Origin of the sequence: Mycobacterium sp. 141 (genome assembly GCF_000382405.1) — a bacterium.
Classification (GTDB): Bacteria; Actinomycetota; Actinomycetes; order Mycobacteriales; family Mycobacteriaceae; genus Mycobacterium.
In genome coordinates, this window is record NZ_KB908270.1 from 1 (window position 1) to 25,231 (window position 25,231).

Here is a 25,231-nt window from a genome sequence, read left to right on the forward strand (position 1 = left end):
CGATGCCGATCTTCGACACGTTGCGGCCGGCCGGTGAGATCGCCGACGGGTTCGTGCACGCCGGTCCGGTGGGCGCCGGGCATTACGCCAAGATGGTGCACAACGGTATCGAGTACGGGCTGATGCACGCCTACGCCGAAGGCTACGAACTGCTGGCCGCTGAGAAGCTCATCAAGAATCCACAGGCCGTGATCCAGGCGTGGAGCAATGGCACGGTGGTGCGGTCGTGGTTGCAGGAGCTGCTGGCCAAGGCGCTCAAGGAAGATCCCGGTTTCGACGACATCACCGGGTACACCGAGGATTCCGGTGAAGGCCGGTGGACGGTCGAGGAGGCCGTCTACCACCGGGTGCCGATGCCGGTGATCGCCGCAGCGTTGTTCGCCCGGTTCGCCTCGAGGCAGGAGGACTCCCCTACCATGAAAGCGGTGGCGGCCCTGCGTAACCAGTTCGGTGGACACGCGGTCCAGAGGATCAGCGAGTCCGGGTGATCCGGCCCGACGGGGCGCACGTCGTGCGTATCGGTGTGGGCGGAATGACACGGGGGGCATAGCCGTGTACGCCCGTCGTCTGGCCCTGACCGATTTCCGGTCATGGGCTCACGCCGATGTGGAGCTTGAGCCGGGCCGTACCGTGTTCGTCGGGCCGAATGGTTTTGGTAAGACGAACTTGATTGAGGCGCTGTGGTATTCGGCGACGCTCGGATCGCACCGCGTGGCCACCGATGCACCGTTGATCAGGTCGACCGCTGAGCGCGCTATCGTCTCGACCATTGTCGTCAATGATGGGCGAGAACTGGCGGTCGATCTCGAGATCACCACCGGACGGGCGAACAAGGCCCGGCTCAACCGGTCCCCGGTGCGCAGTCCGCGCGAAATCCTCGGTGTGCTGCGTGCCGTGTTGTTCAGTCCGGAGGATCTGGCGCTGGTTCGGGGCGATCCGGGCGAGCGGCGACGTTACCTCGATGAGCTTGCGACCATCTGTCGTCCGGCCATTGCCGGGGTGCGGGCTGACTACGACAAGGTGGTCCGGCAACGCACCGCATTGCTGAAAACCGCTGCGGCAGCACGTTATCGCGGTGACAGCAGTGTGCTGAGCACGCTCGAGGTCTGGGACGGACATTTGGCCGCGTACGGTGCGGCACTCATCACGGCGCGGGTGAAGCTCGTCGAGCAGCTACATCCCGAGGTGCAGAAGGCGTACCAACTGCTGGCCCCGGCGTCGCGCCCGGCGACCATCCGATATCGCAGTGCCGTCGAAGCCATCGAAAATGCGCCCGGCCCCGAGACCGAACAGTTTTACCAGGCCGCGCTGCTCGATGCGCTGGCCCGGCGTCGCGACGCCGAACTGGAGCGCGGGGTGTGCCTGGTGGGCCCGCACCGCGACGATCTCGAGTTACGGCTCGGCGATCAGCCCGCGAAAGGCTTTGCCAGCCACGGTGAATCGTGGTCGATGGCGTTGTCGCTACGACTCGGGGCCTACGAATTGTTGCGTGCTGACGGCACGGAGCCGGTGCTGCTGCTGGATGATGTCTTCGCTGAGTTGGACGCCGCCCGGCGGCGTGCGCTCGCCGGCGTCGCCGCCACTGCCGAACAGGTGCTCATCACCGCCGCGGTGGAGGAAGACATCCCCGAGGACGAGGATGTCCGCCGCATCGAGATCCGAATGGTCGACGGTGAGGACGGCCGGATTTCGGTGGTGCAGCAATGAGCGACGATGATGCGCCTGAGGACGGCGCCGCTTCCCCCCCAGAACACCTGGCCGGGCTGCGCGGGATGGACCTGGTTCGACGCACGCTCGAGGAGGCCCGCGGCGCGGCGCGCAGCCAAGGCAAGGATGTCGGCCGGGGCCGCACCGCGCCGGTACGCCGCGTGGCCGGTGGCGCACGGTCGCGGCGGAGCTGGTCGGGTCCCGGTCCGGACCGCCGGGATCCGCAGCTACTCGGAGTGGCATCGCAGGACCTCGCCAGGTCCCGTGGCTGGGGGACACGAGTGTCCGAAGGCGCCGTATTCGGCCGGTGGCGCGCGGTGGTCGGTGACCAGATCGCCGATCATGCGAATCCGACCGGCCTCAACGACGGGGTGTTGACGGTGTCGGCGGAGTCGACCGCGTGGGCAACCCAGCTGCGGATGGTGCAGGCTCAGTTGCTGGCCAAGATCGCTGCCGCGGTGGGCGACGGTGTGGTGAAGTCGCTGAAAATCGTCGGTCCGGTGGGTCCGTCCTGGCGTAAGGGTCCGCGTAGTGTCCCCGGCCGCGGCCCGAGGGACACGTATGGCTGACAGCCCTGCGGGTGTTCCGCTCAGAGCCCCGAGACGGTGCCCGACGAGTTTCTGCGGCGTCCCCACGCACCTGGAGTCGTGAAATTCCGTGCACGGCGCATACAGATAGGTGAAAACGGCGCTGTGGGACCGGTGCTGCCCTCGGTTGACGGTAGACTGTCTCAGGATCTGAGGTGGTGTATCCACCGCCTCCCGAGAACCCCAAGGAGACGCGTCCGACGTGGCTGCCCAAGATCAGTACGGTGCCGATTCGATCAAGGTGCTCGAGGGCCTCGAAGCGGTGCGCAAACGTCCCGGTATGTACATCGGCTCCACCGGTGAACGCGGCCTGCATCACCTGGTATGGGAGGTCGTCGACAACGCTGTTGACGAGGCGATGGCCGGCTTCGCCACCAAGGTTGACGTGCGGATTCTCGGCGACGGTGGGGTCCAGGTCACCGACGACGGGCGTGGTATCCCGGTTGCGATGCACGCCACGGGTGTGCCCACGGTGGACGTCGTGATGACCGTCCTGCACGCAGGCGGAAAGTTCGAAGAAGGCGCCTACCAGGTGTCCGGCGGCCTGCACGGTGTCGGCGTCTCCGTCGTCAACGCACTGTCCACGCGGCTGGAAGCCGATATCCAGCGCGACGGTTACGAGTGGTTCCAGACCTACGAGAACTCGATTCCCGGCACCCTCAAACAGGGTGACAAGACCAACAAGACGGGCACCACCATCCGCTTCTGGGCGGATCCGAACGTCTTCGAGACCACCGACTACGACTTCGAGACCATCGCCCGGCGGCTGCAGGAGATGGCGTTTCTGAACAAGGGTCTGACCATCGAGTTGACCGATGAGCGGGTCACCTCGGAGGAGGTCGTCGACGAGGTCGTCTCCGACATGGCCGCCGCTCCGAAAACCGCGGACGAGAAGGCAGCCGAGGCGATCGCACCGAACAAGGTCAAGCACCGCACATTCCACTACCCCGGCGGCCTGGTCGACTTCGTCAAGCACATCAACCGGACCAAGACCGCGATCCAGCCCAGCGTCATCGATTTCGACGGCAAGGGCGAAGGACACGAGGTCGAGATCGCGATGCAGTGGAACGCGGGTTATTCCGAATCGGTGCACACCTTCGCCAACACGATCAACACCCACGAGGGCGGCACGCACGAGGAAGGCTTCCGCTCGGCGTTGACGAGCGTGGTGAACAAGTACGCCAAGGACAAGAAGCTCCTCAAGGACAAGGATCCGAACCTCACCGGGGATGACATCCGTGAGGGCTTGGCCGCGGTGATCTCGGTCAAGGTGGCCCAGCCACAGTTCGAAGGACAGACCAAGACCAAGCTGGGCAACACCGAGGTCAAGTCGTTCGTGCAGAAGATCTGCAACGAGCAGCTGACGCACTGGTTCGAAGCCAATCCTGCTGAGGCCAAAACGGTTGTGAACAAAGCGGTTTCTTCTGCGCAGGCGCGGATTGCCGCGCGCAAGGCACGAGAGCTGGTGCGGCGCAAGAGTGCCACCGACATCGGCGGGTTGCCGGGCAAGCTGGCAGACTGCCGTTCCACCGATCCCAGCAAATCGGAACTGTATGTGGTGGAGGGTGATTCGGCCGGTGGCTCGGCCAAGAGTGGCCGAGATTCGATGTTCCAGGCGATCTTGCCGCTGCGCGGCAAGATCATCAATGTCGAAAAGGCCCGGATCGACCGGGTTCTGAAGAACACCGAAGTCCAGGCCATCATCACCGCACTCGGCACCGGCATCCACGACGAGTTCGACATCGCCAAATTGCGTTACTACAAAATCGTTCTGATGGCTGACGCCGACGTGGACGGCCAGCACATCTCGACACTGCTGCTGACCTTGCTGTTCCGGTTCATGAAACCGCTGGTGGAGAACGGGCACATCTTCTTGGCCCAGCCCCCGCTGTACAAACTGAAGTGGCAGCGTCAGGAGCCGGAGTTCGCTTATTCCGACCGCGAACGTGACGGCCTGCTCGAGGCTGGTCTGGCCGCGGGAAAGAAGATCAACAAAGACGACGGCATCCAGCGCTACAAAGGCCTCGGCGAGATGGATGCCAAGGAGCTGTGGGAAACCACCATGGATCCCGCTGTGCGGGTGTTGCGTCAGGTGACACTTGACGACGCTGCGGCGGCCGACGAACTCTTCTCGATCCTGATGGGCGAGGATGTCGAGGCTCGGCGCAGCTTTATCACCCGTAATGCCAAGGACGTCCGCTTTCTCGATGTCTGATATGCGTCGAAAAGCGGGGCCGCGCGGCCATCGAACCACTGTCGAGGCCGGCGGCAGGCAGGCCTTCTGACGACATTGCCCCGACGCGTCTCGGGGCGCTGAGCTGCAGACCAACTAGACTTTAAGGGTTGCCCGAGGTTGCTTTTGTCGCCCGGGCGTGCCGTGACGAACGAGGATTAGATGACAGACACCACGTTGCCACCTGGCGACGGCGCCTCAGACCGCGTCGAACCGGTTGACATTCAACAGGAGATGCAGCGCAGCTACATCGACTACGCCATGAGCGTGATCGTCGGCCGCGCGCTGCCGGAGGTACGCGACGGTCTCAAGCCGGTGCACCGCCGGGTGCTCTACGCGATGTACGACTCCGGCTTCCGGCCGGACCGCAGCCATGCCAAGTCTGCGCGATCGGTTGCCGAGACGATGGGTAACTATCACCCGCACGGCGACGCGTCGATCTACGACACTCTCGTCCGGATGGCCCAGCCGTGGTCACTGCGCTACCCGCTGGTCGACGGCCAGGGGAACTTCGGCTCGCCGGGTAACGACCCGCCTGCCGCGATGCGTTACTGCGTCACCGGTGATGCGTTGGTCCGGCTGCCGATGGGTCACTCGGTGCGTATCGCTGATGTTGTTCCCGCGGCACGGCCGAACACCGAGCACGTGATCGACCTCAAGGTTGTCGATCGGCACGGTAATCCGGTATTGGCAGATCGGCTCTTCCATTCGGGTGAGCATCAGACATACAAGGTGAGGACGACCGAGGGATACACAGTCACGGGGACGAGCAACCACCCACTGCTGTGCCTCGTCGACGTCGCTGGAGTGCCGACGCTCCTGTGGAAACTGATCGAAGAGATCCGTCCGGGGGACCGGGTGGCCATTCAGCGCACACCGCCTGCTGAATTCGGTCCTGCAGACTGGCACGAAACCCTGGAAGCACTGCTGGTGGGCGCCTTTGTCAGTGAAGGTTTCGTATCCGAGAGTCGGGCGGGTTTCAACAATCTCGACCGGGATTTCTTCGAAGTCGTTGTTGCCGCCTATGACGCTGTCGTGGGCGGACCGAGATATGTGTCGTCGCGGACCATTGCGTCAGGGTCGACGCTGCACGAGCTCGACGTGCATAACCTGCAGGCGCTCAAGGCTTCCCGACTTGGCGACATGATTGGCCAGCGATCGGCAGACAAGGCCGTACCGGAGTGGATGTGGCACTCATCTGCAGCAGTCAAGCGCGTGTTCCTGCAAGCCCTCTTCGAAGGTGACGGATCGTGCTCGGCGTTGCCCCGCAACACGATCCAGGTCTCCTATTCGACGCGTAGCGACCAGCTCGCCAAGGACGTCCAGCAGATGCTGCTGGAGTTCGGTGTTGTGTCGAGCCGCTATCGACATGCCACCGGTGAGTACAAGGTCGCGATCACTAACCGCGCGCAGGCGGAGCTGTTTGCCACACAGGTCGGCTTCGGTGGTGTGAAGCAGACCAAGCTGCAGGAAATCCTGTCGGCGCTGCCTGCCGCAGCCAAGGGCCGCGACGGCGATCACGTGCCTGGTCTTGGCGAATTCATCCGCACCCATGGCGGAGGTCGCTGGGCTGACAAGGAGTGGCTGCGCAAGCACAACATCGATCGACTCGATCGGTGGCGGCGCAACGGAGCCGAAATCCTTTCGCACATCGCCGATCCCGACGTTCGTGCCATCTCCTCTGATTTGACAGACGGCCGGTTCTATTACGCTCAGGTCGAATCGGTAACCGACGCAGGTGTGCAGCCCGTGTACAGCCTGCGTGTCGATACCGAAGACCACGCGTTCATCACCAACGGGTTCGTCAGCCACAACACCGAAGCCCGGCTGACACCGTTGGCCATGGAGATGCTGCGTGAAATCGACGAGGAAACAGTCGATTTCATTCCGAACTACGACGGCCGGGTGCAGGAGCCGACGGTCCTGCCTAGCCGGTTCCCCAATCTGCTGGCCAATGGTTCGGGCGGTATCGCCGTCGGTATGGCCACCAACATCCCGCCGCACAACCTGCGCGAGCTGGCCGAGGCGGTGTACTGGTGCCTGGAGCACCACGAGGCCGATGAAGAAGCCACGCTGGCCGCGGTCTGCGAGCGGGTCAAGGGACCCGACTTCCCCACTGCCGGTTTGATTGTCGGCTCGCAGGGCATCGAGGACACTTATAAGACGGGCCGCGGTTCGGTCCGGATGCGTGGTGTGGTCGAGATCGAGGAAGACTCCCGTGGGCGCACTTCGATCGTCATCACCGAGTTGCCGTATCAGGTCAACCACGACAACTTCATCACCTCGATCGCCGAGCAGGTACGCGACGGCAAGCTGGCCGGCATCTCCAACATCGAGGATCAGGGCAGCGATCGCGTCGGCATCCGAATTGTGGTGGAGCTCAAGCGCGATGCCGTCGCCAAGGTCGTGCTGAACAACCTCTACAAGCACACTCAGCTACAGACCAGCTTCGGTGCCAACATGCTCTCGATCGTCGACGGCGTGCCGCGCACCCTGCGGCTGGACCAGCTGATCCGGCTGTACGTGGACCATCAGCTCGACGTCATCAACCGGCGCACCCGTTACCGGTTGCGCAAGGCCAATGAGCGGGCCCACATCCTGCGTGGTCTGGTCAAGGCGCTCGACGCGCTCGATGAGGTCATCGCCTTGATCCGGGCATCGGCCAACGCCGACGTCGCCCGCGCCGGCCTGATGGAGCTCCTGGATGTCGACGAGATCCAGGCCCAGGCCATCTTGGACATGCAGCTGCGCCGGTTGGCTGCTCTGGAACGTCAGCGCATCGTCGATGATCTTGCCAAGATCGAAGCCGAGATCGCGGACCTGGAAGACATCCTGGCCAAGCCCGAGCGGCAGCGCGCCATCGTCCGCGACGAGCTGGCCGAGATCGTCGAGAAGCACGGCGACGACCGTCGGACCCGGATCGTTCCGGCCGACGGCGAGGTCAGCGACGAGGATCTGATCGCCCGCGAGGACGTGGTCGTCACGATCACCGAGACCGGGTACGCCAAGCGCACCAAAACCGACCTGTACCGCAGCCAGAAGCGCGGCGGCAAGGGGGTGCAGGGTGCGGGCCTGAAGGCCGACGACATCGTCAACCACTTCTTCGTCTGCTCGACGCATGACTGGATCCTGTTCTTCACCACGCAGGGCCGGGTGTACCGGGCCAAGGCCTACGAACTGCCGGAGGCGTTGCGCACCGCGCGCGGCCAGCACGTCGCGAACCTGCTGGCCTTCCAGCCCGAGGAACGCATTGCTCAGGTCATCCAGATCAAGGGCTACGAGGACGCGCCGTATCTGGTGCTGGCGACCCGCAACGGGTTGGTGAAGAAGTCCAAGCTCACCGACTTCGATTCCAACCGGTCCGGTGGCATCGTCGCGGTGAATCTGCGCGACGGCGACGAGCTGGTCGGCGCCGTGCTGTGCTCGGCCGAGGATGACCTGCTGTTGGTCAGTGCCAACGGGCAGTCGATCCGGTTCTCGGCAACCGACGAGGCGTTGCGGCCGATGGGTCGGGCCACCTCCGGTGTGCAGGGCATGCGGTTCAACGAGGATGACCGCCTGCTGTCGCTCAACGTGGTCCAGCCCGATACGTATCTGCTGGTAGCGACGTCGGGCGGGTACGCCAAGCGCACCGCGATCGAGGAGTACACGGTCCAGGGCCGAGGCGGCAAGGGCATCCTGACGATCCAGTACGACCGTCGGCGTGGCAACCTTGTCGGAGCGCTTATCGTCGACGACGAGACAGAGCTGTATGCCATCACCTCAGGCGGGGGCGTCATCAGGACCGCGGCCCGCCAGGTTCGCAAAGCCGGGCGGCAAACCAAGGGGGTTCGCTTGATGAACCTGGGTGAGGGCGACACACTGATTGCGATTGCGCGCAATGCCGAGGAGGAACCGGATGCGGAAGAAGCCGAGTCCGCTGAGTCCTCTGAGACGTGACGCAGCCGCCGAGGCACACCTGGCCCTCGGCCTGAGCTTAGGAGCTGTTAGGTGACTTCACCGAGCGAGCCGGGGTACCCGCGTACGGGCGACCGGCCCGGCAGCAGTACCAACGGCTCAGGATCCGAGGGCGGGGCCGCCGGAAACCTACCCCGGCCCACTGGGCACATCACCGAGACCGGTGAGGTGCCGCCGTGGCAGCGGGGTAAAGCTGCCCCGGCCGCTCAGCAGCCTGCCGAACCGCGTCAGGACGGCGACCGCAGTCCGGCAAGTCACTCCCCCGGCGTCGAGGCCCGGCTGCAGCGGTTCGTCTCGGGCAGTGACACGGCCGAAGTCGAACCGCCCCGGTCCCGCCCGGAACCGTCTCGCCCCGAGCCGCCGCGCACTGAAGCGCCCCGTGTCGAAGCGTCTCGTTCCGAGTCGGTCCGCACCGAGGCGTATGCGAGCGAGCTACCGGACCTGTCCGGGCCGACACCGCGGCCCCCGCAACGCAAGGCCGCTGAGGCATCGGCGTCGTCCCATTCGTCGTCCTCGGGCGTGTCGGGCCGCATCCAGGTGGCCAGCCGCACGTCGACAAAGGGACCCATCCGGGCCAGCATGCAGATCCGCCGTGTTGACCCCTGGACGGTGCTCAAAGTGGCCCTGGTGCTGTCCTCGGCGCTGTTTTTTGTGTGGATGATCGCAGTGGCGTTGCTGTACGTCGTGCTCGGCGGCATGGGGGTGTGGAGCAAGCTCAACAGCAACGTCGGTGACCTGCTGACCAGCAGTGGCGGCAACGCCGGCGGCGAGCTGGTCTCCGCCGGCACAATCTTCGGCGGCGCGACACTGATCGGTTTGGTGAACATCGTCGTCATGACGGCGATGGCCACCATCGGCGCGTTCGTCTACAACCTCACCACCGACCTGGTCGGCGGCGTAGAGGTGACGTTGGCGGACCGGGATTGATCCGGTTTGGGAGACCGGGCATCGGTACGGTAATCTCGTCGCTCGGTCGTCCCCAATACGGGCCTATAGCTCAGGCGGTTAGAGCGCTTCGCTGATAACGAAGAGGTCGGAGGTTCGAGTCCTCCTAGGCCCACGAAACCGGCATTGCCGGTCGTGTCGGTACTGGCCAACCGGAGGTCCACCATGAAGCTGGTGTTGGCACTCGCGGTGGCGGCTGTGGCGGTGATCGTGTGGCGATCCCGGCATGGCGCGGAGGTGTGGCACCAGGCGGCACAGCCGTCCTGATCCAGGCACGGGGCCTTAGCTCAGTTGGTAGAGCGCTGCCTTTGCAAGGCAGATGTCAGGAGTTCGAATCTCCTAGGCTCCACTTTTAAATGCGTTGTTGTCGGCTTATGCCCTGGTCGGCGCACTGGTAGTGCGGAACATGCCCGTACCACAACTCATCAATGTTTCCCGCGTGTGTTTCTTTGTGCCGATCTGCCGTGCCCCTCAATGGTGGTGGGGCATGCGTGCGATGATCACCGGGATCTGCGCAGAGTTGACGACCGCGCTGCTGACCGAGCCCAGCAGCATGCCGGGAAACCCGCCGCGACCATGGCTGCCGACCACCACGAGCTGAGCCGTCTCGGCTTGTTCGAGCAACCGGAGTCCCGGTCGATCGCACACCACGATCTTGCGCACGACAACATCGGGATACCGGTCTTGCCATCCGCACAGCCGCTCCGCCAGGACTTCTTCCTCCTGGTCTTTGATGTTTCGCCATTCGATGGGCGCCCAGTTCATACTGCCGAACTCGAGCGGTCCCATGTCACTCCAGGCGTGCAGCGCCACGAGCTCAACACTGCGTCGCGCGGCTTCATCGAAGGCGATTTCGGTAGCCAACTCCGAAGTTGGTGAACCGTCAATGCCCACCACCACGGGCGCCTGCGGTGAGCGCACCGTGAGCGGATCCTCGTCGTGGATCACCGCGACCGGGCAGTGCGCGTGATGGGCCAGCCCGGAACTGACCGAGCCCAGCAGGCCGCGGGCGACCCCGCCCTGCCCGCGGCAGCCCACCACAACCAGGTCGGCTCGTGTGGACAGTTCCACCAGGGTGGGCACGATCGGGGCATGCAGGACTTCGCTGGTCACCTGCAATGTGCGACCCCGAGAGACGGCCTCAACGGCGACCTTGTGAGCCTGCTCGATGATCTGCTGTGCCTGGTCCTCCTGAAACTGCGCATAATCGGCCGAAAACGCCGACCATCCCTCGGTATTCACTACGGGTGCCACGACATGCACCACCTTGAGCGGCATGTTACGCATCTCGGCATCCCGCGCGGCCCACGCAACGGCCACTGTCGATGACGGTGAGCCGTCCACACCGACCACGATGCCCAACGGAGCTTGTTGACGTGACATCTTGAGTCTCCTTCCCGAGCACATTCCTGCAGCACCGTTGCGGTTGACGAGCCGCCTGGAGTCACAGTCGACATTAAGCAGCCTTCGGCTTGTGCGTAAGGAGGCATTGGTCCCTAACCGGTTGGGTACTACGGCCGATAGCGTCTCTCGCCACGTCGGTGCGGGCTTGGCCCGCTGACGAACTCCAACAACTCATCGGACGGGTTGCCGCCGCCACGGAGGATCTGGAATATACCCCATGGGGTATATGTTCTTGCTGGTGTCACGCTCTATCGGAAGGATTCACCACGATGACCATCGCAGAGACGTCAAGCCCCACAACAGCCATGCCCCGCATCGGAGACCATGCTCCGGCGTTCACCGCCGTCACCACGCAGGGTCAGATCAACTTTCCCGGCGACTACGCCGGCAAGTGGGTCATCCTGTTTTCCCATCCGGCGGACTTCACCCCGGTGTGCACCAGCGAGTTCATGACCTTCGCCGCCATGCAGCAGCAATTCGCGGACTACAACACCGAACTGGTGGGCTTGTCGGTGGACGGTCTCTACAGCCACATCGCCTGGTTGCGCACGATCAAGGACAAGATCGCGTTCCGCGACATGCGAGATGTCGAGGTCACGTTCCCCCTCATCGAGGACATCTCGATGGAGGTCGCGCGGAAATACGGGATGATCATGCCCGGAGAGGACTCCGCCAAGGCGGTGCGTGCAGTATTTGTCATCGACCCGAAGGGCATCGTCCGCGCGATCATCTACTACCCGCTCAGCCTCGGCCGTAACTTCGACGAGTTGCTGCGCGTGGTCAAGGCCCTGCAAACAGCCGACCACTTCGACGTCGCGATGCCGGCCGACTGGCGTCCCGGCGAGCCGGTGATCGTGCCCCCACCAGGTTCATGCGGGACCGCGCAAGAACGGATGGGTGGCCACACCGAGGGTGTCGAATGCGCGGACTGGTTCTTCTGCACCAAGCAGCTCTCCGCCGTGGAAGTCGAGTCCGCCATCCGCGCTGACGGTCACGCCTAGCGAGAGGAGAGATTCATGTGTTACTCGGTGCGGTGCGCAACATGCGGTAAGACCGGCTGGGCGGGCTGCGGTCAGCACGTCGACAGTGTCATGGCCGATGTTCCTGAGGGGCAACGATGCACCTGCTCAGAAGTCCCTGACGACGATCCATGCGACTTCGTGCGCAGCGATCGCGTCAAAGCGGGGTTCACGGGCTGAATCGTCGTGTCGAGCCGGGGCCGGGCGGTGTGTCCTACCAGCAGTACGCGAGACCACCGAACGACGCGTGAGGTGCTCTCATCCCTTATCAGGCGTTAAATTCTTTTCAGTCCCTATTTAGGTGTGTTTATCTGCGGCCCCGCGCGATGGCGGCGTTGAGTGCGCTCTGGAATCGGTCGCGCAGCTCACCCGGCAGCGGCTGAGTGCACATGGTCACCGTCACGGGCTGGCGTCGCGGTAGCGCTCTGTTGGGGCTGTGAAGTCGGCGCGGTATCGGCACCGGGAAACCGGTGCTGCAACCGCGCGATCAGAAACTGCGCCTGGCTGACATCGCGGCGCTTGCCGCCCGGGCGGACCTGTGCGCCCTACTCGGACCGGTGCTCGACTCCGACCTCGAGGTCATCGGGACGCCCGTGGTCGAGTTGACCCATACCGTGGACACGGCCTCGGCTGACGTCGCCGTACGACTCAGCGACGTCGATCCACATGGGCGCTCGCACAACGTGTCCGACGGGTATCTCCGCGTCGGCGGGCAGTCGACAGGGCCGCTACGCATCGCGTGCGACCCGGTCGCGCATCGGTTTCGGGCCGGCCATCGGATCCGGTTGACCGTCGCCGGGGGCTCCTTTCCCCGGTTCGCGCGCAAACCACGGCACCGGGGCAGCTGCCGCGACGGCCGGCGACGCCGTCCCGGCGACGCACGTCATCGACTGCGCTCACTTGCGACTGGTGCTACCCAGCCCATGACGCGAAGACGCCAGCGGCGCACGGCCGCTGGCGTCTTCGCTAGCTTTGAGGGCAGCGGGACTACTTGCCGCCCTTGCTCTTGCCGGCACCGGCTCCCTTGGAGCTGCTGTCGCCGCTCTTCGAGCCGTTCGAGTCGTCGGCGCGGTGCTTGCCGGTGTAGCCCGCGTCCTTCGCGGCCTTGTTCAGCGCCTTTACCGCGTTGGAGACCGGGTTGCCGCTCTTCTTGGTGGAATCGGCCGGCTTGGTCGGCGTGTTGCCGCCGTCCGTGCCGGCATCGGCGACCGAGTCCGCCTTCACCTTGGTCTTGCTCGTCGCCGTGGTGAGCGAGCTCAACGGGTTCTTGATCGACGGCAGCGACGGCGCGTCGAGGTCCGGCAGCGAGACGCGCTTGGCCGTCGGCGCCACGGTGTCGGCGACCTTCAGCGGCGAGGCGAGCGTGTTGGCGGCGGAGAGGCCCGAGAGTGCGGCCGTGTCGGTGGCGATGAGCCGAGACGGGAGGGTGGCCAGGTTCTGGAGCGCCGTCTGCTCGGTGCCGAGCGCGGTCTGGAAGGACGCCCCGAGCGTCTGCAGGTTGCTGGTCGCCGTCGGCTGCGTGATGGCCTGGTTGATGTAGTTCTGGAACGGCAGGCTGACGAGCGCCGAGAGCGGGTCGACCGTGGCAGCGGCCGGGGTGACCGCAGCGGCCTGGATGGTGGGGGTGGCCGCCAGGCTGTTGGCGGTCAGGCTGGTCCCGGTCACGGGGGTCAGCAGGGCGAGCAGTCGTGCGGGCAGCGTGCCGAGGTTGGTGATGGCGGTCTGCTCGGTGCCGAGCGCGGTCTGGAGGGCGGCGCCCAGCGTCTGCAGGTTGCTGGTGGCGGTGGGCTGGGTGATGGCCTGGTAGATGATCGCGGGCAGGCCCTGCAGGCTGCTCGATCCGAGACCGCCGAGTCCGTTGGCTCCGCCGAGCACGCCGGCGACGGCTTCCTGGACCAGGATGTAGCTCTGGAACGGCAGGCTGACGAGCGTCGAGAGTGGATCGACACTGGCCGTCAACTCGAAGGGACGCGCAACGACCGGCTTGGGTGCGCTCGTCGTGTCGGCCGCTGCGGCGACCGGCAGGGGAGTAACCGAACCCGATGCCGCTACGCACAGCGTGCAAACTGCGGCCACCAACGAGGCGGACTGGCGAACCTTCACGACGACTCCTGATTTCGAGGAAAGACAGTGATTTTGACAGCCAGACAGTACCGCGCCGAGACCGAATCTGTAGCTGCCATACGGCCATTCGCGCACGTGACCGGCCGCGATCGAAAGAATCGCGACGAATGTATCCAACTGTTCAACTTCGGATGATCTTGTGTTCGCTTGACGGCACGTCGTGTTCAAGCGCGCGCAGGAACCTCACGGCTCACGCGAAGTTGTCGCAGGCATGACCGTTCGGCAAATGCGACTCGACGAGTCTGCGCACCAAGCAGTTTCGCCGGCGTCGGTGTGGTGGGGACCGGTGCGCTCAGCGCACGCGGACGACGACCTTGCCTGCGGCGGTGCGGTCCTCGAGGGACTTGATGGCCTCGCCTGCGCGCTCGAGCGGGTAGACGACGGGCTCCGGCGCGGAGACGGCCCCGGAGGCGAGCAGGGGCTCGAGTTCGGCCCACTGCTCGAGCAGGTACCCCGGGTGGGTGGCAGCCCACGCCCCCCAGCCGACGCCGACGGCGTCAACGTTGTTGAGCAGCAATCGATTCACCTTGACGGTAGGAATCTCACCGCCGGTGAACCCGACCACCAGGAGGCGGCCGCCAGGTGCCAGCGACCGCAACGAGTCGGTGAAGCGGTCGCCGCCGACGGGGTCGACGTCCACGCCCCGGCCGTCCGTCAATGCCTTGACGGCGTCCTTGAATCCCTCGGCCAGTACGACGTCGGACGCGCCCGCGGCCCGGGCGACGTCGGCCTTGGCCTCCGAGCTCACGACGGCGATGACGCGTCCCGCCCCGAAGGCCTTCGCCAGGCGCAGCGTCGACGTGCCGACCCCGCCCGCGGCGCCGTGCACCAACACGCTCTCGCCGGCCGCGAGCCGCCCCCGCGTGCGCAGTGCGCAGTGCACGGTGAGGTCGTTGAACAACAGGCCCGCGCGGCCTATCAGGTGTATGACGTGCTGGCGCGGACGGACCGAGCGTTAAAGCTGGTGCTCAAGGACCGCGAGTCGGTGTTAGAGCGGCTACAGCACGAGTACCAAATCCTGCTTAACCTGCCAGCACATCCGCATGTCGTCACCGTAAGTCGAGCTATCGGTAGCCCCGACACTGCACCCCGGGAGAAGCGCCGCGAAGATGGAGAGGAGCCCGAGTTCTACCGGGATCTGCCCGAGCACTATCAGCTGACGCGGCAAATACACTGTCCGGAAACGGCTCGGTAAGCCCGGCACCTTCGGAGTTGCGCGACGCCGACTTTATCCCGGGAAGCGATATTCCCTACTTGGTGTTTGACTACGTCCCGGGGAATGCGGTGTCGCAGCTGTTGTCGGCCGATCAGCTACTTGGTGCTCTGGTCCGTAAGTTCGTCGGGGGTCATGCTGCTCGTGGTTGTGTGGGTTGACGGTCGATTCTGGTGAGTAGGTCGTCGAGGTCGGTGGTGGTGAAGTTCTATTTGAATGGCTTCGCGGTGAGGTTGTAGCGGATCCCGGATGCGGTCAGCCTCGCCGCGATGTCGTTGGTGTCGGTGAAGTCGTTGGGGGAAACCAGTTTCCGTTGCACGATGGAGAAGTAGATCTCGATCTGGTTGAGCCAGGATGCATGGATTGGGGTGTGCACCATGATCGCGTTGGGGTATTGGTCGGCGAGGCGGTCGATCGCAGCCTGGCCGCGGTGTGAGGAGCCGTTGTCGACGATCCAGAACACCCGGGCAGCCGATGCGTAGGGTTGTTGGGTCATGACCTGGGCGACGAGGGCGGTGAACGCTGCGATGCCGGTGCTGTCTTCGCAGCGGCCGAACACCTGCGCCCGGTGCAACGTCGTAGGCGGCGAGGTAGGCGATGGCGCCACGTCGCTTATAGGTGTGGTTGACGCGCATCGTGCGCGAGCGCCCTGGTGGGAGTGTCGGGTGGCAGCGACACCGCGCCTGGATGGAGGTCTTCTCATCGGCGGAGATCACGAAATCGTGGTCGGTCAGCGGTTTGCCGGCCCCTGTCCGGGCGTACAGGTCCAGCACGCGGCCGGCTTTGGCGGCGAAGTCGGGGTCGGCGATGGTGATCCACGACCGGTGCTGCCAGGGTTTGAGAGCGTCTTGGGATCACCAGCGGCGCACCGTGCTCGCGGCCACCGAGGGGGTGATCCCGTCGGCGACCGCGCGGCGGGCCAGCTCCGGACACGACCACCGCGATAGCGGCTCGTCGACGTCTTGCGGTGGCGTGCAGGCCAGCGCTTTGACCTGGGCGACCTGTTCCGGGGTGAATACCGGTGGCCGGCCGCAGCGGTGTGCATCGGCCAAGGCCGCGATCTCAGACGAGGTGGTCCATCGGTGGCGCCATTTGCGCACGGTGTCCACCGTGACGCCCAGCGCGGCCGCGATCGCGGCGTTCGACCATCGGTCAGCAGCACGCAGCACGATCGGGGCGCGTTGGACCAGCCGCTGTTCAGTGCGCCCGGCTCGCACGAGGCGATTCAGTTCCCGGCGTTGGTGACCGGTAACCCGGACCGGTTCGGCTTCGGTCAACGACATTCGCTTACCCCCAAACAGAAGTCACATCAGCCACGATGGTCACTTCAGTCTCGAGTGTCGGGAGCATAATCCTGGCCTGCGACACACCGGTCGGGCAGGATTTGCGCCCATGGCCTCACCGCCGCAATCCACGAAGACGTCCCTGCAGCAACGACTGTCGGCACGTGCCCGAGCGCGGTGGCCGCAGATCACGGCGGTACAGGTCCGCTTCCGCGCCCAGTTCGCCTATGTCGCTGCCGAACTCGACGACGAGCAAGTACTGCCCCTGATGCGACTGCGCTACGGCGGGTCTGCATCCCGTTGGGGTTTCGCGGTCTATCTCGCCAGCAAAGACGGCTACGAAGATTCCGTCCTGGCCAGCGGGTTCACCGCCGGCGCACCCGAAGACGCACTCGACACCGCCTGCGGCCTCTACTTCAACGACCCGACCGCCTGGACCGACCTCCCCTGACCCCCGACGAACTTACGGGCGAGACCACTTAGTCCCGCAGATGTGTTGCGGCTCAGCATCGATGCTGCGTCGGGGCTAACTCACCTGCATCAGCACGGCGTTTTCCATTGCGACATCAAGCCGAGCAATCTGCTGTGGACAAACAGCGGCTGCACGATCATCGATTTCAATGTGGCGGTGACAGCGGACTCGACGCTTCGTCACGGCGGCGGATCCGCGCGCTATTTGCCGCCCGATCTCTCCTTGCAAGCCCAGCCTTCCGCGGCAGACCTGGCTGACCGTGACACGTACGCGCTTGGCGTTAGCGTGTACGAAGCACTGACGGGTGGCTATCCGTGGACGAGTTCTTCCCCGCCGCCAGGACAGTATCCGATCGACCCCCGCTCCCTCACCGGGTTTCATGACCTCGCACCAGGGTTCGCTGAAGCGCTATGCACCGCGATCGCGCCACGCCGCAGCGAACGATTTTCCACGGCGCAAGAGTTCTTGCGGAGGTTGGAGCGCATCCGTGAAGTTCGCGTGCGTCCCGAGCCGCCTGCTCCCGCGCCGCGACTCAACGTGGGCGAGCAGCGCCACAACCCTTTCGTGGATTACCTGCAAACGCTGTACAGCCAGAGTTCGCACAGCAACCGCGGCACGCGTGGGCAAGATCCAGCGGCGATGAACCTCTACGTAGCAACGGCGTTGGACGAGCACCTTCTGCCGGATGTGTTGACCGGCAATCACCGCCTGGTGGTAATCACATCCGGATCCAACCCCTCGTCAGCCAGCGCCTGCCGGTCCTCGGCATTCACAACCGGTAGACACCCCACCGCGGCAACCGGTTCCGGCCCGCGATCGACAACCCGGCCAACCCCAAGCGGGAACACCGGCGATTCGAACCGTTCCCGCTAAGGCTCCCTCTCACCACATCACCTAAGCGGGAACAGCAATACACATCCGAAACCAACCCCAGATAACCGAGCAACTGGCGGGCATGTTGCTAGTGTCGGTTCACATGAGCCTCAGGCAGAGAATCATCACAACCCTGGCCGCGCTTGCGGTATGCAGCGCGGCCGCGTGTGGGAGCCAGACCACCGAACAGGCGCCGACGAGTACCGGCCCGGCAACGTCGTCGTCCACCGCGAAGCCCACCGCACCCGCCCAACGCACCGCGCCGGCGGTCCCGAGCGGTTCCCCTTCCTCGACGGTCCCGATGATGCCCAATCCCAACGGTGACGGCTCGATGGTGCCTTGTGAGGGGACCATCTGCACGAATCCGAATCACGGCGCGGGTGATAATCCGGCGGACAACGGTGGTGCGGTGATGCCGAATCCGAACGGGGACGGGTCGGACGTTCCGTGTGAGGGGACGATCTGCACGAATCCGGATCACGGCGCGGGTGATAATCCGGCGGACAACGGTGGTGCGGTGATGCCGAATCCGAACGGGGACGGGTCGGACGTTCCGTGTGAGGGGACGATCTGCACCAACCCCAACCACGGCGCGGGTGATGACGGCAACGGGTAATCTGGCCGTCGAATTGGGTGTTCGACCCCCGCGGTCAGGGCTTGGGAGCGACTTCCACGCTCGGCGGTAGCGTCGCCGGCGGCTCGGGCCGCTTGGTGCGGCGCACGACGGAGAAGGCCACCGCTCCCCCGGCCAGCACCGCAGCGGCCGCCCCGGCGATGAGCCATGGCCGCCGCCGGCACTTGGACTTCCGGTTGGCTGGGACGGCGTCGGCGAGAACGTCGGGCAGCGCCTCTTCCAGCTTTTCCGCCACCGCCGCCAGCTGACGGCGCAGCTGACCGTCCTGGTAGCGCCTGCGCGCACTTGCTCCTGCTGCCACGGCCGTCTGCAGGCACAACCCCACAACACCCCGGGAGACGTCGACGGAGCCCATCGCGGAGTACTTCAGGCCACGTGCCAGTCGTTGATTGGGAGCCAGCCGGTCATCGGTTGTAGCGGTCATCTCGTACCTTTCTGCCGCCGTGGGGAAAGCTGCACACCAGCCTGCCATCTCGACGGCGTTCAGGTGGGTAACTGACGGGTGCTGGTTGGGGCTGCAGACCCTAGTGGCAGACTCAACACTCGTGACGAGTCCCATTCAGACCGCGACGGCGACCCTGCACACCAACCGCGGTGACATCAAGATCGCACTGTTCGGAAACCACGCTCCCAAGACCGTGGCCAATTTCGTTGGGTTGGCGCAAGGCACCAAGGACTACAGCACCGAGAACGCCTCCGGCGGCACGTCCGGTCCCTTCTACGATGGGGCCGTCTTCCACCGTGTCATCGACGGTTTCATGATCCAGGGCGGCGACCCGACGGGTACGGGCCGTGGCGGGCCGGGATACCAGTTCGCCGACGAGTTCCACCCGGAACTGCAGTTCGACAAGCCCTACCTGCTGGCCATGGCCAACGCCGGGCCGGGCACCAACGGCTCCCAGTTCTTCATCACGGTGGGTAAGACGCCGCACCTGAACCGCAGGCACACCATCTTCGGCGAGGTTGTCGACCCCGAGTCGCAGAAAGTGGTCGATGCCATCGCCACCACGGCGACCGATCGTGGAGACCGTCCGACCGAGCCGGTCGTGATCGAATCGGTCACCGTGTCCTGATCTTCTAGAGTTCGCTAAACGACGCGACGCCCTCCTGCGCGGGGGCGTCGCGTCGTCTGCGCGGACAGGTCTAGTAGCCGGCCGCTTTCAGGGCGTCGAGAACGTGCAACGGATCGGTCCCGAGGTCCCATCGGGTGAAGACGGTCAGCCGGTCGTCGACGGTGTCGACCTCCAGTAGTCGCACTTTCCGCCCGATCCGCCGGAACTCGGTGATGCGGATCGACCGGATGTCATTGCGGCGAAGTGTTCGGGTGCGCCACCACCCGCCGATGGCCAAGCCCTCGCCGGTGATTGCCAGCTTCGGCCGCGCGCGCCACGAGAAGCTTGCAAAGGTGATCAATCCCACCCCCGCAACGCCAGCCAGAACGCGTCCCGGAGAATCTGTGATCAGAGTCACAGCCCCCGTAGCCATGACGAGTCCGGTTATGCCGCAAGCGAGGATTCCCAACGTCGACGGACTCCACTGGGTTTGCTGCACAGGTCTGTCACACCCTCTTACCGTGGCTAATGAAGTTATCCACAGGTGCTATCCACAGTGGGGATGAATAACAACGATGTGATTGGACCGGCGTGACGTTGCTGAATCCTCGATGCCTGGAACATGCGATGAAATCACCATTGCGTCGCCGCAGCTCAGTGCCAGCGCATCGTGAGCAACAGTCCGGTGATCATGAAGGCAAACGCGATCGCGTAGTTCCACGGACCCAACTCGGCCATCCATTGCAGGAACGACGGAGTGTCGATCGGGTTGGTGGCAGCGAGCTGGAACACCAGCAGCCAAATCAGGCCGAACAGCATCAGCCCGATGAACAGCGCCACGAACCAGATACTGGACGGTCCGGCCTTGACCTTGACCGGTGTCCGGCTCACCGGCTTGATGGTGAAGTCGTTCTTCTTACGGACTTTGGACTTGGGCATGGGTACCTTCACGGACAGTCGGCGTCACACGGTGCGACGATGGAAGCAGGATGCTTCACGACACTAACGTAGCTGCACGTCCAGGGGAGAAATCGATGGACCGACCGCACCGATCCCGGTGGCGGTTTGGCGTGCCGGTGGTGTGCCTGCTTGCGGGTTTGCTGCTGGCCGCGACCCACGGGGTCTCCGGCGGGGGCGAGATCCGCCGCAGCGACGCGCCACGTCTCGTCGACCTGGTGCGCGAGGCTCAACAGTCGGTTGAGCGGCTGACCGCCCAACGGGACGCGTTTGCCAGCCAGGTCGACAGCCACCACGGTGGCACTCCGAGTTCACACGCCGCGCTGAAAGCCATTACCGCACGCGCCGACGCGTTGGCTGCCGATGCAGACATCACCCCCATGCGTGGACCGGGTCTGGTGGTGACCCTCAACGACGCTCAGCGCGACGCCCAGGGCCGATTCCCGGGGGACGCCGCGCCGGACGACCTGGTGGTGCACCAGCAAGACATCCAGGCCGTGCTCAACGCGCTGTGGAGTGCGGGCGCAGAGGGCATCCAGATGCAGGATCAGCGCGTAATGGCCGGCTCTGCGCCGCGTTGCGTCGGCAACACTCTTCTGCTCAACGGTCGCACCTACAGCCCGCCGTATGTCATCACCGCGATCGGTGATGCCGGTGCCATGCAGACCGCGCTGGCTGCAGCTCCCCTCGTCACGCTCTACAAGCGGTACGTGGTGCGGTTCGGGCTCGGTTACGTCGAAGAACCCCGCGCCCAGGTGGACCTTGTCGGGCACACCGGGCCTGTCCGGATGCGCTACGCCCAGCCGGCGGGTCCCATCGGGTATTGAGTCGGTAACCTGGGCCGATGCAGGTTCTGGTGGTCGACAACTACGACAGCTTTGTGTTCAACCTGGTCCAGTATCTGGGCCAGCTCGGGGTACACGCGCAGGTGTGGCGTAACGACGACGCGCGACTGGCCACCGAAGCCGACATCGCGAAGGCAGCCCAAGACTTCGACGGGGTGCTGCTGAGCCCCGGTCCGGGCACGCCGGAACGTGCGGGCGCGTCGATCTCGCTGGTCCGGGCCTGCGCCGAGGCGGGCACTCCCCTGCTCGGCGTGTGCCTGGGACACCAGGCCATCGGCGTCGCGTTCGGCGGCACCGTGGACCGGGCCCCGGAGCTGCTGCACGGCAAGACCAGCGTGGTGCACCACGCGGATGCCGGTGTGCTGCGAGGACTTCCGGATCCGTTCACCGCCACTCGGTACCACTCGCTGTCGATCCTGCCCGAAACCGTGCCGGCCGAGCTCGAGGTGACCGGGCAGACCGACAGCGGCGTCATCATGGCCGTGCGTCACCGCGAGTTGCCCATCCACGGTGTGCAGTTCCACCCCGAATCGATCCTCACCGAGGGCGGGCACCGGATGCTGGCCAACTGGTTGGTGCTCTGCGGCTGCCCGCCGGACGAGAACCTTGTGCGTCAGCTCGAGGACGAGGTCGGTCGCGCGGTCGCCGCCGCTACGAAGCGAACGCCAGCGTAATCGGATCCCCGAAGTTCACCGGGGTGCCCGGTGACGGGCTCTGGGTCACCACGGCGTTGGTCCGCTGACCGCTGTTCGGTACGTCGGGGGCACGGTTGAGGTTCCCCGTCCAGCCGTACGCATTACGCAGGTTGGCCTCGACGTCGGTCCAGAATCCGCCGCGTACATCCGGCATGACGAACTGGTTGCCGCGGGACACCCGGATCTGGATCAGGGTATCGACCGGGACGTTCTGTTCGGCGGCGGGTTCGGTGCCGAGCACCTGCCCCTTCGGCTGCGGGCTGTCAACATCGACACTGACGGTGTTGGGGAACCCCGCAGCGTTGAAGATCTGCTTACACACATCGGGGCTCTGCCCGGCGCAATCGGGCACGATCTTGCTGCCCGGCCCTGAGCCCACGACGATGGTGATCTCGTTGGTGATCGCCGACGTCTGATTCGCCGGCGGGATCGTCGCGATCACCTTGTCCTTCTGCTCCGGCGTCGAGGCGCTGGGCGATTCCTTGTATTTCTCGAAGCCGGCAGCCTTGAGCTTGTCCCTGGCCTGCGCCGGGCTCAGTCCCGTGACGTCAGGCACGAGTGCCTGGTTCGGCCCGGTCGAGACCGTGATGGCGACGTCGTCCCCGGCGCTGGCCTGCGAGTTGGCGGCCGGATCAGTGCTGATGACCTTCTCGGGTGGGACCGTGTTGTCCGGCTGACGGTCTATGTGAGTTCGGAAGCCCCGGTTCTGCAGCGCAGCGACCGCGTCATCGGCGGTCTGGCCCGTCACGTCTGGGACCTGCACATCGCGCGGGCGATCACCGATCATGTTGATCGCCACCGTCACCACCACGGTGAGCACCGCCAGCACCGCCACCGCGATCAGCCAGCGGCCGATCGAGGCGTTGCGGTCCCGGCCGGCGGCGATGGGTTGAACGGGGGCGGGCATGTGCTCGGTCGGCGCGCCGAACGACATCGGGCCGGACTGCGTCATCAGCGACGTGCGTTCGGCGTCGGTGAGCACCTTGGGCGCGTCCGGAGCCTCGCCGCTGTGCACCCGCACCAGATCCGCGCGCATCTCCGCCGCCGACTGATACCGGTTGTCGGGATTCTTGGCGAGCGCTTTGAGCACCACCGCGTCGAGTTCAGGCGGGATGCCCGGATGCCGCGTCGACGGCGGGACCGGATCCTCGCGGACGTGCTGATAGGCCACGGCAACCGGTGAATCGCCGATGAAGGGTGGCTCCCCCGTAAGAATTTCGTAGAGCACGCAGCCAAGCGAGTAGACATCCGAGCGGGCGTCGACGGGCTCGCCGCGCGCCTGTTCAGGCGACAGGTATTGAGCGGTGCCGATCACCGCGGCGGTCTGGGTGACGCTGTTGACGTCCGCCAACGCTCGGGCGATGCCGAAGTCCATCACCTTCACAGCATTGTTCTTGCTGATCATGATGTTGGCCGGCTTGACGTCGCGATGGATAATGCCGTGCTGGTGGCTGAAGTTCAGCGCCTGGCAGGCGTCGGCGATGATCTCGATCGCCCGCCGCGGCGGGACAGGCCCGTCGTTGTGGATGATGTCACGCAGTGTGACGCCGTCGACGTACTCCATCACGATGTAGGGCAGCGGCCCGTTCGGCGTTTCGGCCTCGCCGGTGTCGTAAACCGCGACGATCGCGGGGTGGTTCAACGCCGCGGCGTTCTGCGCTTCGCGGCGGAAACGCAGGTAGAAGCTGGGGTCGCGGGCAAGGTCCGCGCGCAGCACCTTGACCGCGACATCACGGTGCAGGCGCTGGTCACGCGCCAGATGGACTTCGGACATGCCGCCGAAGCCGAGGATCTCACCGAGTTCGTATCGGTCGGAAAGGTGCTGAGGGGTCGTCATCGCAATATCTGCTCCGGGGCAGCAAATTGCTGCGGCACGATCATGGTGAATCCCGCCGCGTCCGCTGGATCTATTTCGCTCCTCGCGTCCGCTGGATCTATTTCGCTCCTCGCGTCCGCTGGGTCGATTTTGCTCCTCGCGTCCGCTGGGTCGATTTCGCTCCTCGCGTCCGCGGCCGGCGACTGGAAGGGCGTCGTCTGCGTCACCGTATCGGTGACCGTGGTTGGCGGCGACTGCTGGTGGTCCTTGCGGTCCTGCGCGTTGAGCACGATCAGGATCGCGATCACGATGGCCAGGGCGCCGAGCACCCCTGCGGCCCACAGCAGGGCGCGCTGGCCGGACGAGAAGGTGCGCCGCGGCGCGGCCGGCCGGTGAGTGGCGGTGCTGGTGCGGGGCCGCGCAGCGGTCGCCGGAGCGCGCCCGGTCAGGTCGGCCGCCGCTCGGGCCTGTGCGGCCGACGGCACGGCAGCGGGTGCGGCCCGGCCCAGCGTCGGAGCCTGGTTGGGCCGTGGCGGGCGCCGGCCGGCACGCACGGCGGCGACGGCGTCGGCGAACGGGCCGCCGGACTTGTAGCGCATGCCTGGGTTCTTCACCAGCGTGATCTCGATCAGCTCACGCACGTTGGGCGGCAGATCCGCCGGCAGCGGTGGCGGGGTCTCCTTGATGTGCTTCATCGCCACCGTCAAGGCGCCGTCGCCGGTGAACGGGCGTTTGCCCGACACCGATTCATAGCCGACGACACCCAGTGAGTACACATCGCTGGCGGCGGTGGCGTCATGTCCGAGCGCCTGCTCAGGCGCGATGTACTGGGCGGTGCCCATCACCATGCCGGTCTGCGTAACCGGAGCGGCGTCGACAGCCTTGGCGATGCCGAAGTCGGTGAGCTTGACCTGCCCGGTCGGAGTGATCAGGATGTTGCCCGGTTTGACATCGCGGTGTACCAGGCCTGCGGTATGTGCGACCTGCAGGGCGCGTCCGGTTTGCTCGAGCATGTCAAGGGCGTGCCGCAACGACAGCCGTCCTGTGCGTTTGAGCACCGAGTTCAGCGGCTCGCCGTTGACGAGCTCCATCACCAGATACGCGGTACGGCCCTCGCCGTCCAGCTCCGTCTCGCCATAGTCGTACACGCTGGCGATGCCGGGGTGGTTGAGCATGGCTACGGTGCGGGCCTCGGCGCGGAACCGTTCGACGAACTCCGCGTCGGTCGAGAACTCGGCCTTGAGTACCTTGACGGCGACGCGGCGGCCCAGCCGGGAGTCGACAGCTTCCCACACCTGGCCCATGCCGCCGGTGGCGATGAGTCGCTGCAGCCGGTACCGGCCAGACAGCGTGACCCCGACCCGGGGGCTCATATGTCCACCTCCCAGACTCGCTTGACGCATGCCGAACCGACA

General features: G+C 65.3%; 21 protein-coding genes, 2 tRNA genes and 4 pseudogenes. 16 read left to right on the forward strand and 11 right to left on the reverse strand.

The genetic code is table 11. The features are described 5' to 3' along the window. The 8 genes and pseudogenes from H276_RS0117820 to H276_RS0117860 all read left to right on the forward strand — a co-directional run. Positions 1–488: pseudogene (locus H276_RS0117820) on the forward strand (6-phosphogluconate dehydrogenase); the annotation flags it as partial. A 64-nt stretch (positions 489–552) separates the two neighbouring features. Next, on the forward strand, positions 553–1,707 hold the full coding sequence (recF, locus tag H276_RS0117825) for a DNA replication/repair protein RecF (protein WP_019972654.1): 1,155 nt from the start codon (positions 553–555) through the stop codon (positions 1,705–1,707). Then, positions 1,704–2,276, forward strand: coding sequence for a DUF721 family protein (locus H276_RS0117830; RefSeq protein WP_019972655.1), 573 nt, complete (start codon positions 1,704–1,706; stop codon positions 2,274–2,276). The genes recF and H276_RS0117830 overlap by 4 nt, the downstream gene beginning before the upstream one ends. 220 nt (positions 2,277–2,496) lie before the next feature. Continuing rightward, complete coding sequence (gene gyrB / locus H276_RS0117835) at positions 2,497–4,509, forward strand: DNA topoisomerase (ATP-hydrolyzing) subunit B (protein WP_019972656.1); 2,013 nt, start codon at positions 2,497–2,499, stop codon at positions 4,507–4,509. 180 nt (positions 4,510–4,689) lie between these two features. Continuing rightward, on the forward strand, positions 4,690–8,466 hold the full coding sequence (gene gyrA / locus H276_RS0117840) for an intein-containing DNA gyrase subunit A (RefSeq protein WP_019972657.1): 3,777 nt from the start codon (positions 4,690–4,692) through the stop codon (positions 8,464–8,466). A 51-nt stretch (positions 8,467–8,517) separates the two neighbouring features. Beyond that, positions 8,518–9,411, forward strand: a complete 894-nt coding sequence (locus tag H276_RS0117845) for a DUF3566 domain-containing protein (RefSeq protein WP_026357144.1) — start codon at positions 8,518–8,520, stop codon at positions 9,409–9,411. A gap of 59 nt (positions 9,412–9,470) precedes the next feature. Continuing rightward, positions 9,471–9,544, forward strand: a tRNA-Ile gene (locus tag H276_RS0117850). 161 nt (positions 9,545–9,705) lie between these two features. Continuing rightward, positions 9,706–9,778: transfer RNA gene (locus H276_RS0117860), tRNA-Ala, on the forward strand. Between the two features lie 122 nt (positions 9,779–9,900). Here the strand turns inward: H276_RS0117860 and H276_RS0117865 are convergent. Further along, positions 9,901–10,812, reverse strand: a complete 912-nt coding sequence (locus H276_RS0117865; protein WP_019972659.1) for a universal stress protein — start codon at positions 10,810–10,812, stop codon at positions 9,901–9,903. Between the two features lie 290 nt (positions 10,813–11,102). On the opposite strand from H276_RS0117865, the gene H276_RS0117870 reads away from it, so the two are divergent. Together H276_RS0117870 and H276_RS25715 are read left to right on the forward strand one after the other, a co-directional pair. Continuing rightward, positions 11,103–11,834, forward strand: coding sequence for a peroxiredoxin (locus tag H276_RS0117870; protein ID WP_026357145.1), 732 nt, complete (start codon positions 11,103–11,105; stop codon positions 11,832–11,834). A 488-nt stretch (positions 11,835–12,322) separates the two neighbouring features. Continuing rightward, a pseudogene (locus H276_RS25715) lies at positions 12,323–12,691 on the forward strand (CocE/NonD family hydrolase); the annotation flags it as partial. A 148-nt stretch (positions 12,692–12,839) separates the two neighbouring features. Here H276_RS25715 and H276_RS25380 read toward each other — a convergent pair. Next, a complete protein-coding gene (locus H276_RS25380) occupies positions 12,840–14,093 on the reverse strand; it encodes a hypothetical protein (RefSeq protein WP_231376711.1) in 1,254 nt (417 codons plus the stop codon). Positions 14,094–14,268: 175 nt separating this feature from the next. Beyond that, positions 14,269–14,886, reverse strand: a pseudogene (locus tag H276_RS23225) (zinc-binding dehydrogenase); the annotation flags it as partial. Between H276_RS23225 and H276_RS24825 the strand changes: the two are divergent. Next, positions 14,854–15,171, forward strand: coding sequence for a hypothetical protein (locus H276_RS24825; protein WP_155943150.1), 318 nt, complete (start codon positions 14,854–14,856; stop codon positions 15,169–15,171). The pseudogene H276_RS23225 and the gene H276_RS24825 sit on opposite strands and share 33 nt — an antisense overlap. Positions 15,172–15,397: 226 nt before the next feature. Here the strand turns inward: H276_RS24825 and H276_RS24830 are convergent, their stop codons facing one another. Then, positions 15,398–15,796 carry a transposase gene (locus H276_RS24830; protein ID WP_196807947.1) on the reverse strand — a complete coding sequence of 133 codons (399 nt, stop codon included), beginning with the start codon at positions 15,794–15,796 and terminating at the stop codon, positions 15,398–15,400. 247 nt (positions 15,797–16,043) lie between these two features. Further along, positions 16,044–16,472, reverse strand: coding sequence for a helix-turn-helix domain-containing protein (locus H276_RS24840; RefSeq protein WP_155943152.1), 429 nt, complete (start codon positions 16,470–16,472; stop codon positions 16,044–16,046). A gap of 109 nt (positions 16,473–16,581) precedes the next feature. Here H276_RS24840 and H276_RS0117905 point away from each other — a divergent pair, with 109 nt between their 5' ends. Next, positions 16,582–16,923, forward strand: coding sequence for a hypothetical protein (locus H276_RS0117905; protein WP_019972665.1), 342 nt, complete (start codon positions 16,582–16,584; stop codon positions 16,921–16,923). A 33-nt stretch (positions 16,924–16,956) separates the two neighbouring features. Beyond that, a pseudogene (locus H276_RS0117910) lies at positions 16,957–17,817 on the forward strand (protein kinase); the annotation flags it as partial. Positions 17,818–17,916: 99 nt separating this feature from the next. Here H276_RS0117910 and H276_RS25055 read toward each other — a convergent pair. Both H276_RS25055 and cwsA read right to left on the reverse strand, forming a co-directional pair. Next, the gene (locus H276_RS25055) at positions 17,917–18,171 is read right to left on the reverse strand and encodes a hypothetical protein (RefSeq protein ID WP_196807948.1); all 255 of its coding nucleotides are present in this window, start codon (positions 18,169–18,171) and stop codon (positions 17,917–17,919) included. A gap of 296 nt (positions 18,172–18,467) precedes the next feature. Continuing rightward, entirely contained in the window at positions 18,468–18,875 is a 408-nt protein-coding gene (cwsA, locus tag H276_RS0117925) for a cell wall synthesis protein CwsA (protein WP_026357149.1), read from the reverse strand. Between the two features lie 103 nt (positions 18,876–18,978). Between cwsA and H276_RS0117930 the strand changes: the two genes are divergently transcribed. Next, positions 18,979–19,524 carry a peptidylprolyl isomerase gene (locus H276_RS0117930; protein ID WP_018602965.1) on the forward strand — a complete coding sequence of 182 codons (546 nt, stop codon included), beginning with the start codon at positions 18,979–18,981 and terminating at the stop codon, positions 19,522–19,524. A 70-nt stretch (positions 19,525–19,594) separates the two neighbouring features. On the opposite strand, the gene H276_RS0117935 is transcribed toward H276_RS0117930, so the two are convergent. Together H276_RS0117935 and crgA are read right to left on the reverse strand one after the other, a co-directional pair. After that, complete coding sequence (locus tag H276_RS0117935; protein WP_026357150.1) at positions 19,595–20,002, reverse strand: PH domain-containing protein; 408 nt, start codon at positions 20,000–20,002, stop codon at positions 19,595–19,597. Positions 20,003–20,157: 155 nt separating this feature from the next. Beyond that, on the reverse strand, positions 20,158–20,442 hold the full coding sequence (gene crgA, locus H276_RS0117940) for a cell division protein CrgA (RefSeq protein WP_018602963.1): 285 nt from the start codon (positions 20,440–20,442) through the stop codon (positions 20,158–20,160). 95 nt (positions 20,443–20,537) lie between these two features. Here crgA and H276_RS0117945 point away from each other — a divergent pair, with 95 nt between their 5' ends. After that, positions 20,538–21,287: a DUF881 domain-containing protein gene (locus tag H276_RS0117945; protein ID WP_026357151.1), complete on the forward strand. Its 750-nt coding sequence runs from the start codon at positions 20,538–20,540 to the stop codon at positions 21,285–21,287. Between the two features lie 17 nt (positions 21,288–21,304). Beyond that, on the forward strand, positions 21,305–21,979 hold the full coding sequence (locus H276_RS0117950; protein ID WP_019972673.1) for an aminodeoxychorismate/anthranilate synthase component II: 675 nt from the start codon (positions 21,305–21,307) through the stop codon (positions 21,977–21,979). Here the strand turns inward: H276_RS0117950 and pknB are convergent. Together pknB and H276_RS0117960 are read right to left on the reverse strand one after the other, a co-directional pair. Next, positions 21,957–23,837 carry a Stk1 family PASTA domain-containing Ser/Thr kinase gene (gene pknB / locus H276_RS0117955; protein WP_019972674.1) on the reverse strand — a complete coding sequence of 627 codons (1,881 nt, stop codon included), beginning with the start codon at positions 23,835–23,837 and terminating at the stop codon, positions 21,957–21,959. The two genes, H276_RS0117950 and pknB, sit on opposite strands and share 23 nt — an antisense overlap. After that, positions 23,834–25,189, reverse strand: coding sequence for a protein kinase domain-containing protein (locus H276_RS0117960; RefSeq protein WP_019972675.1), 1,356 nt, complete (start codon positions 25,187–25,189; stop codon positions 23,834–23,836). The genes pknB and H276_RS0117960 overlap by 4 nt, the downstream gene beginning before the upstream one ends. Positions 25,190–25,231 lie beyond the last annotated feature (42 nt).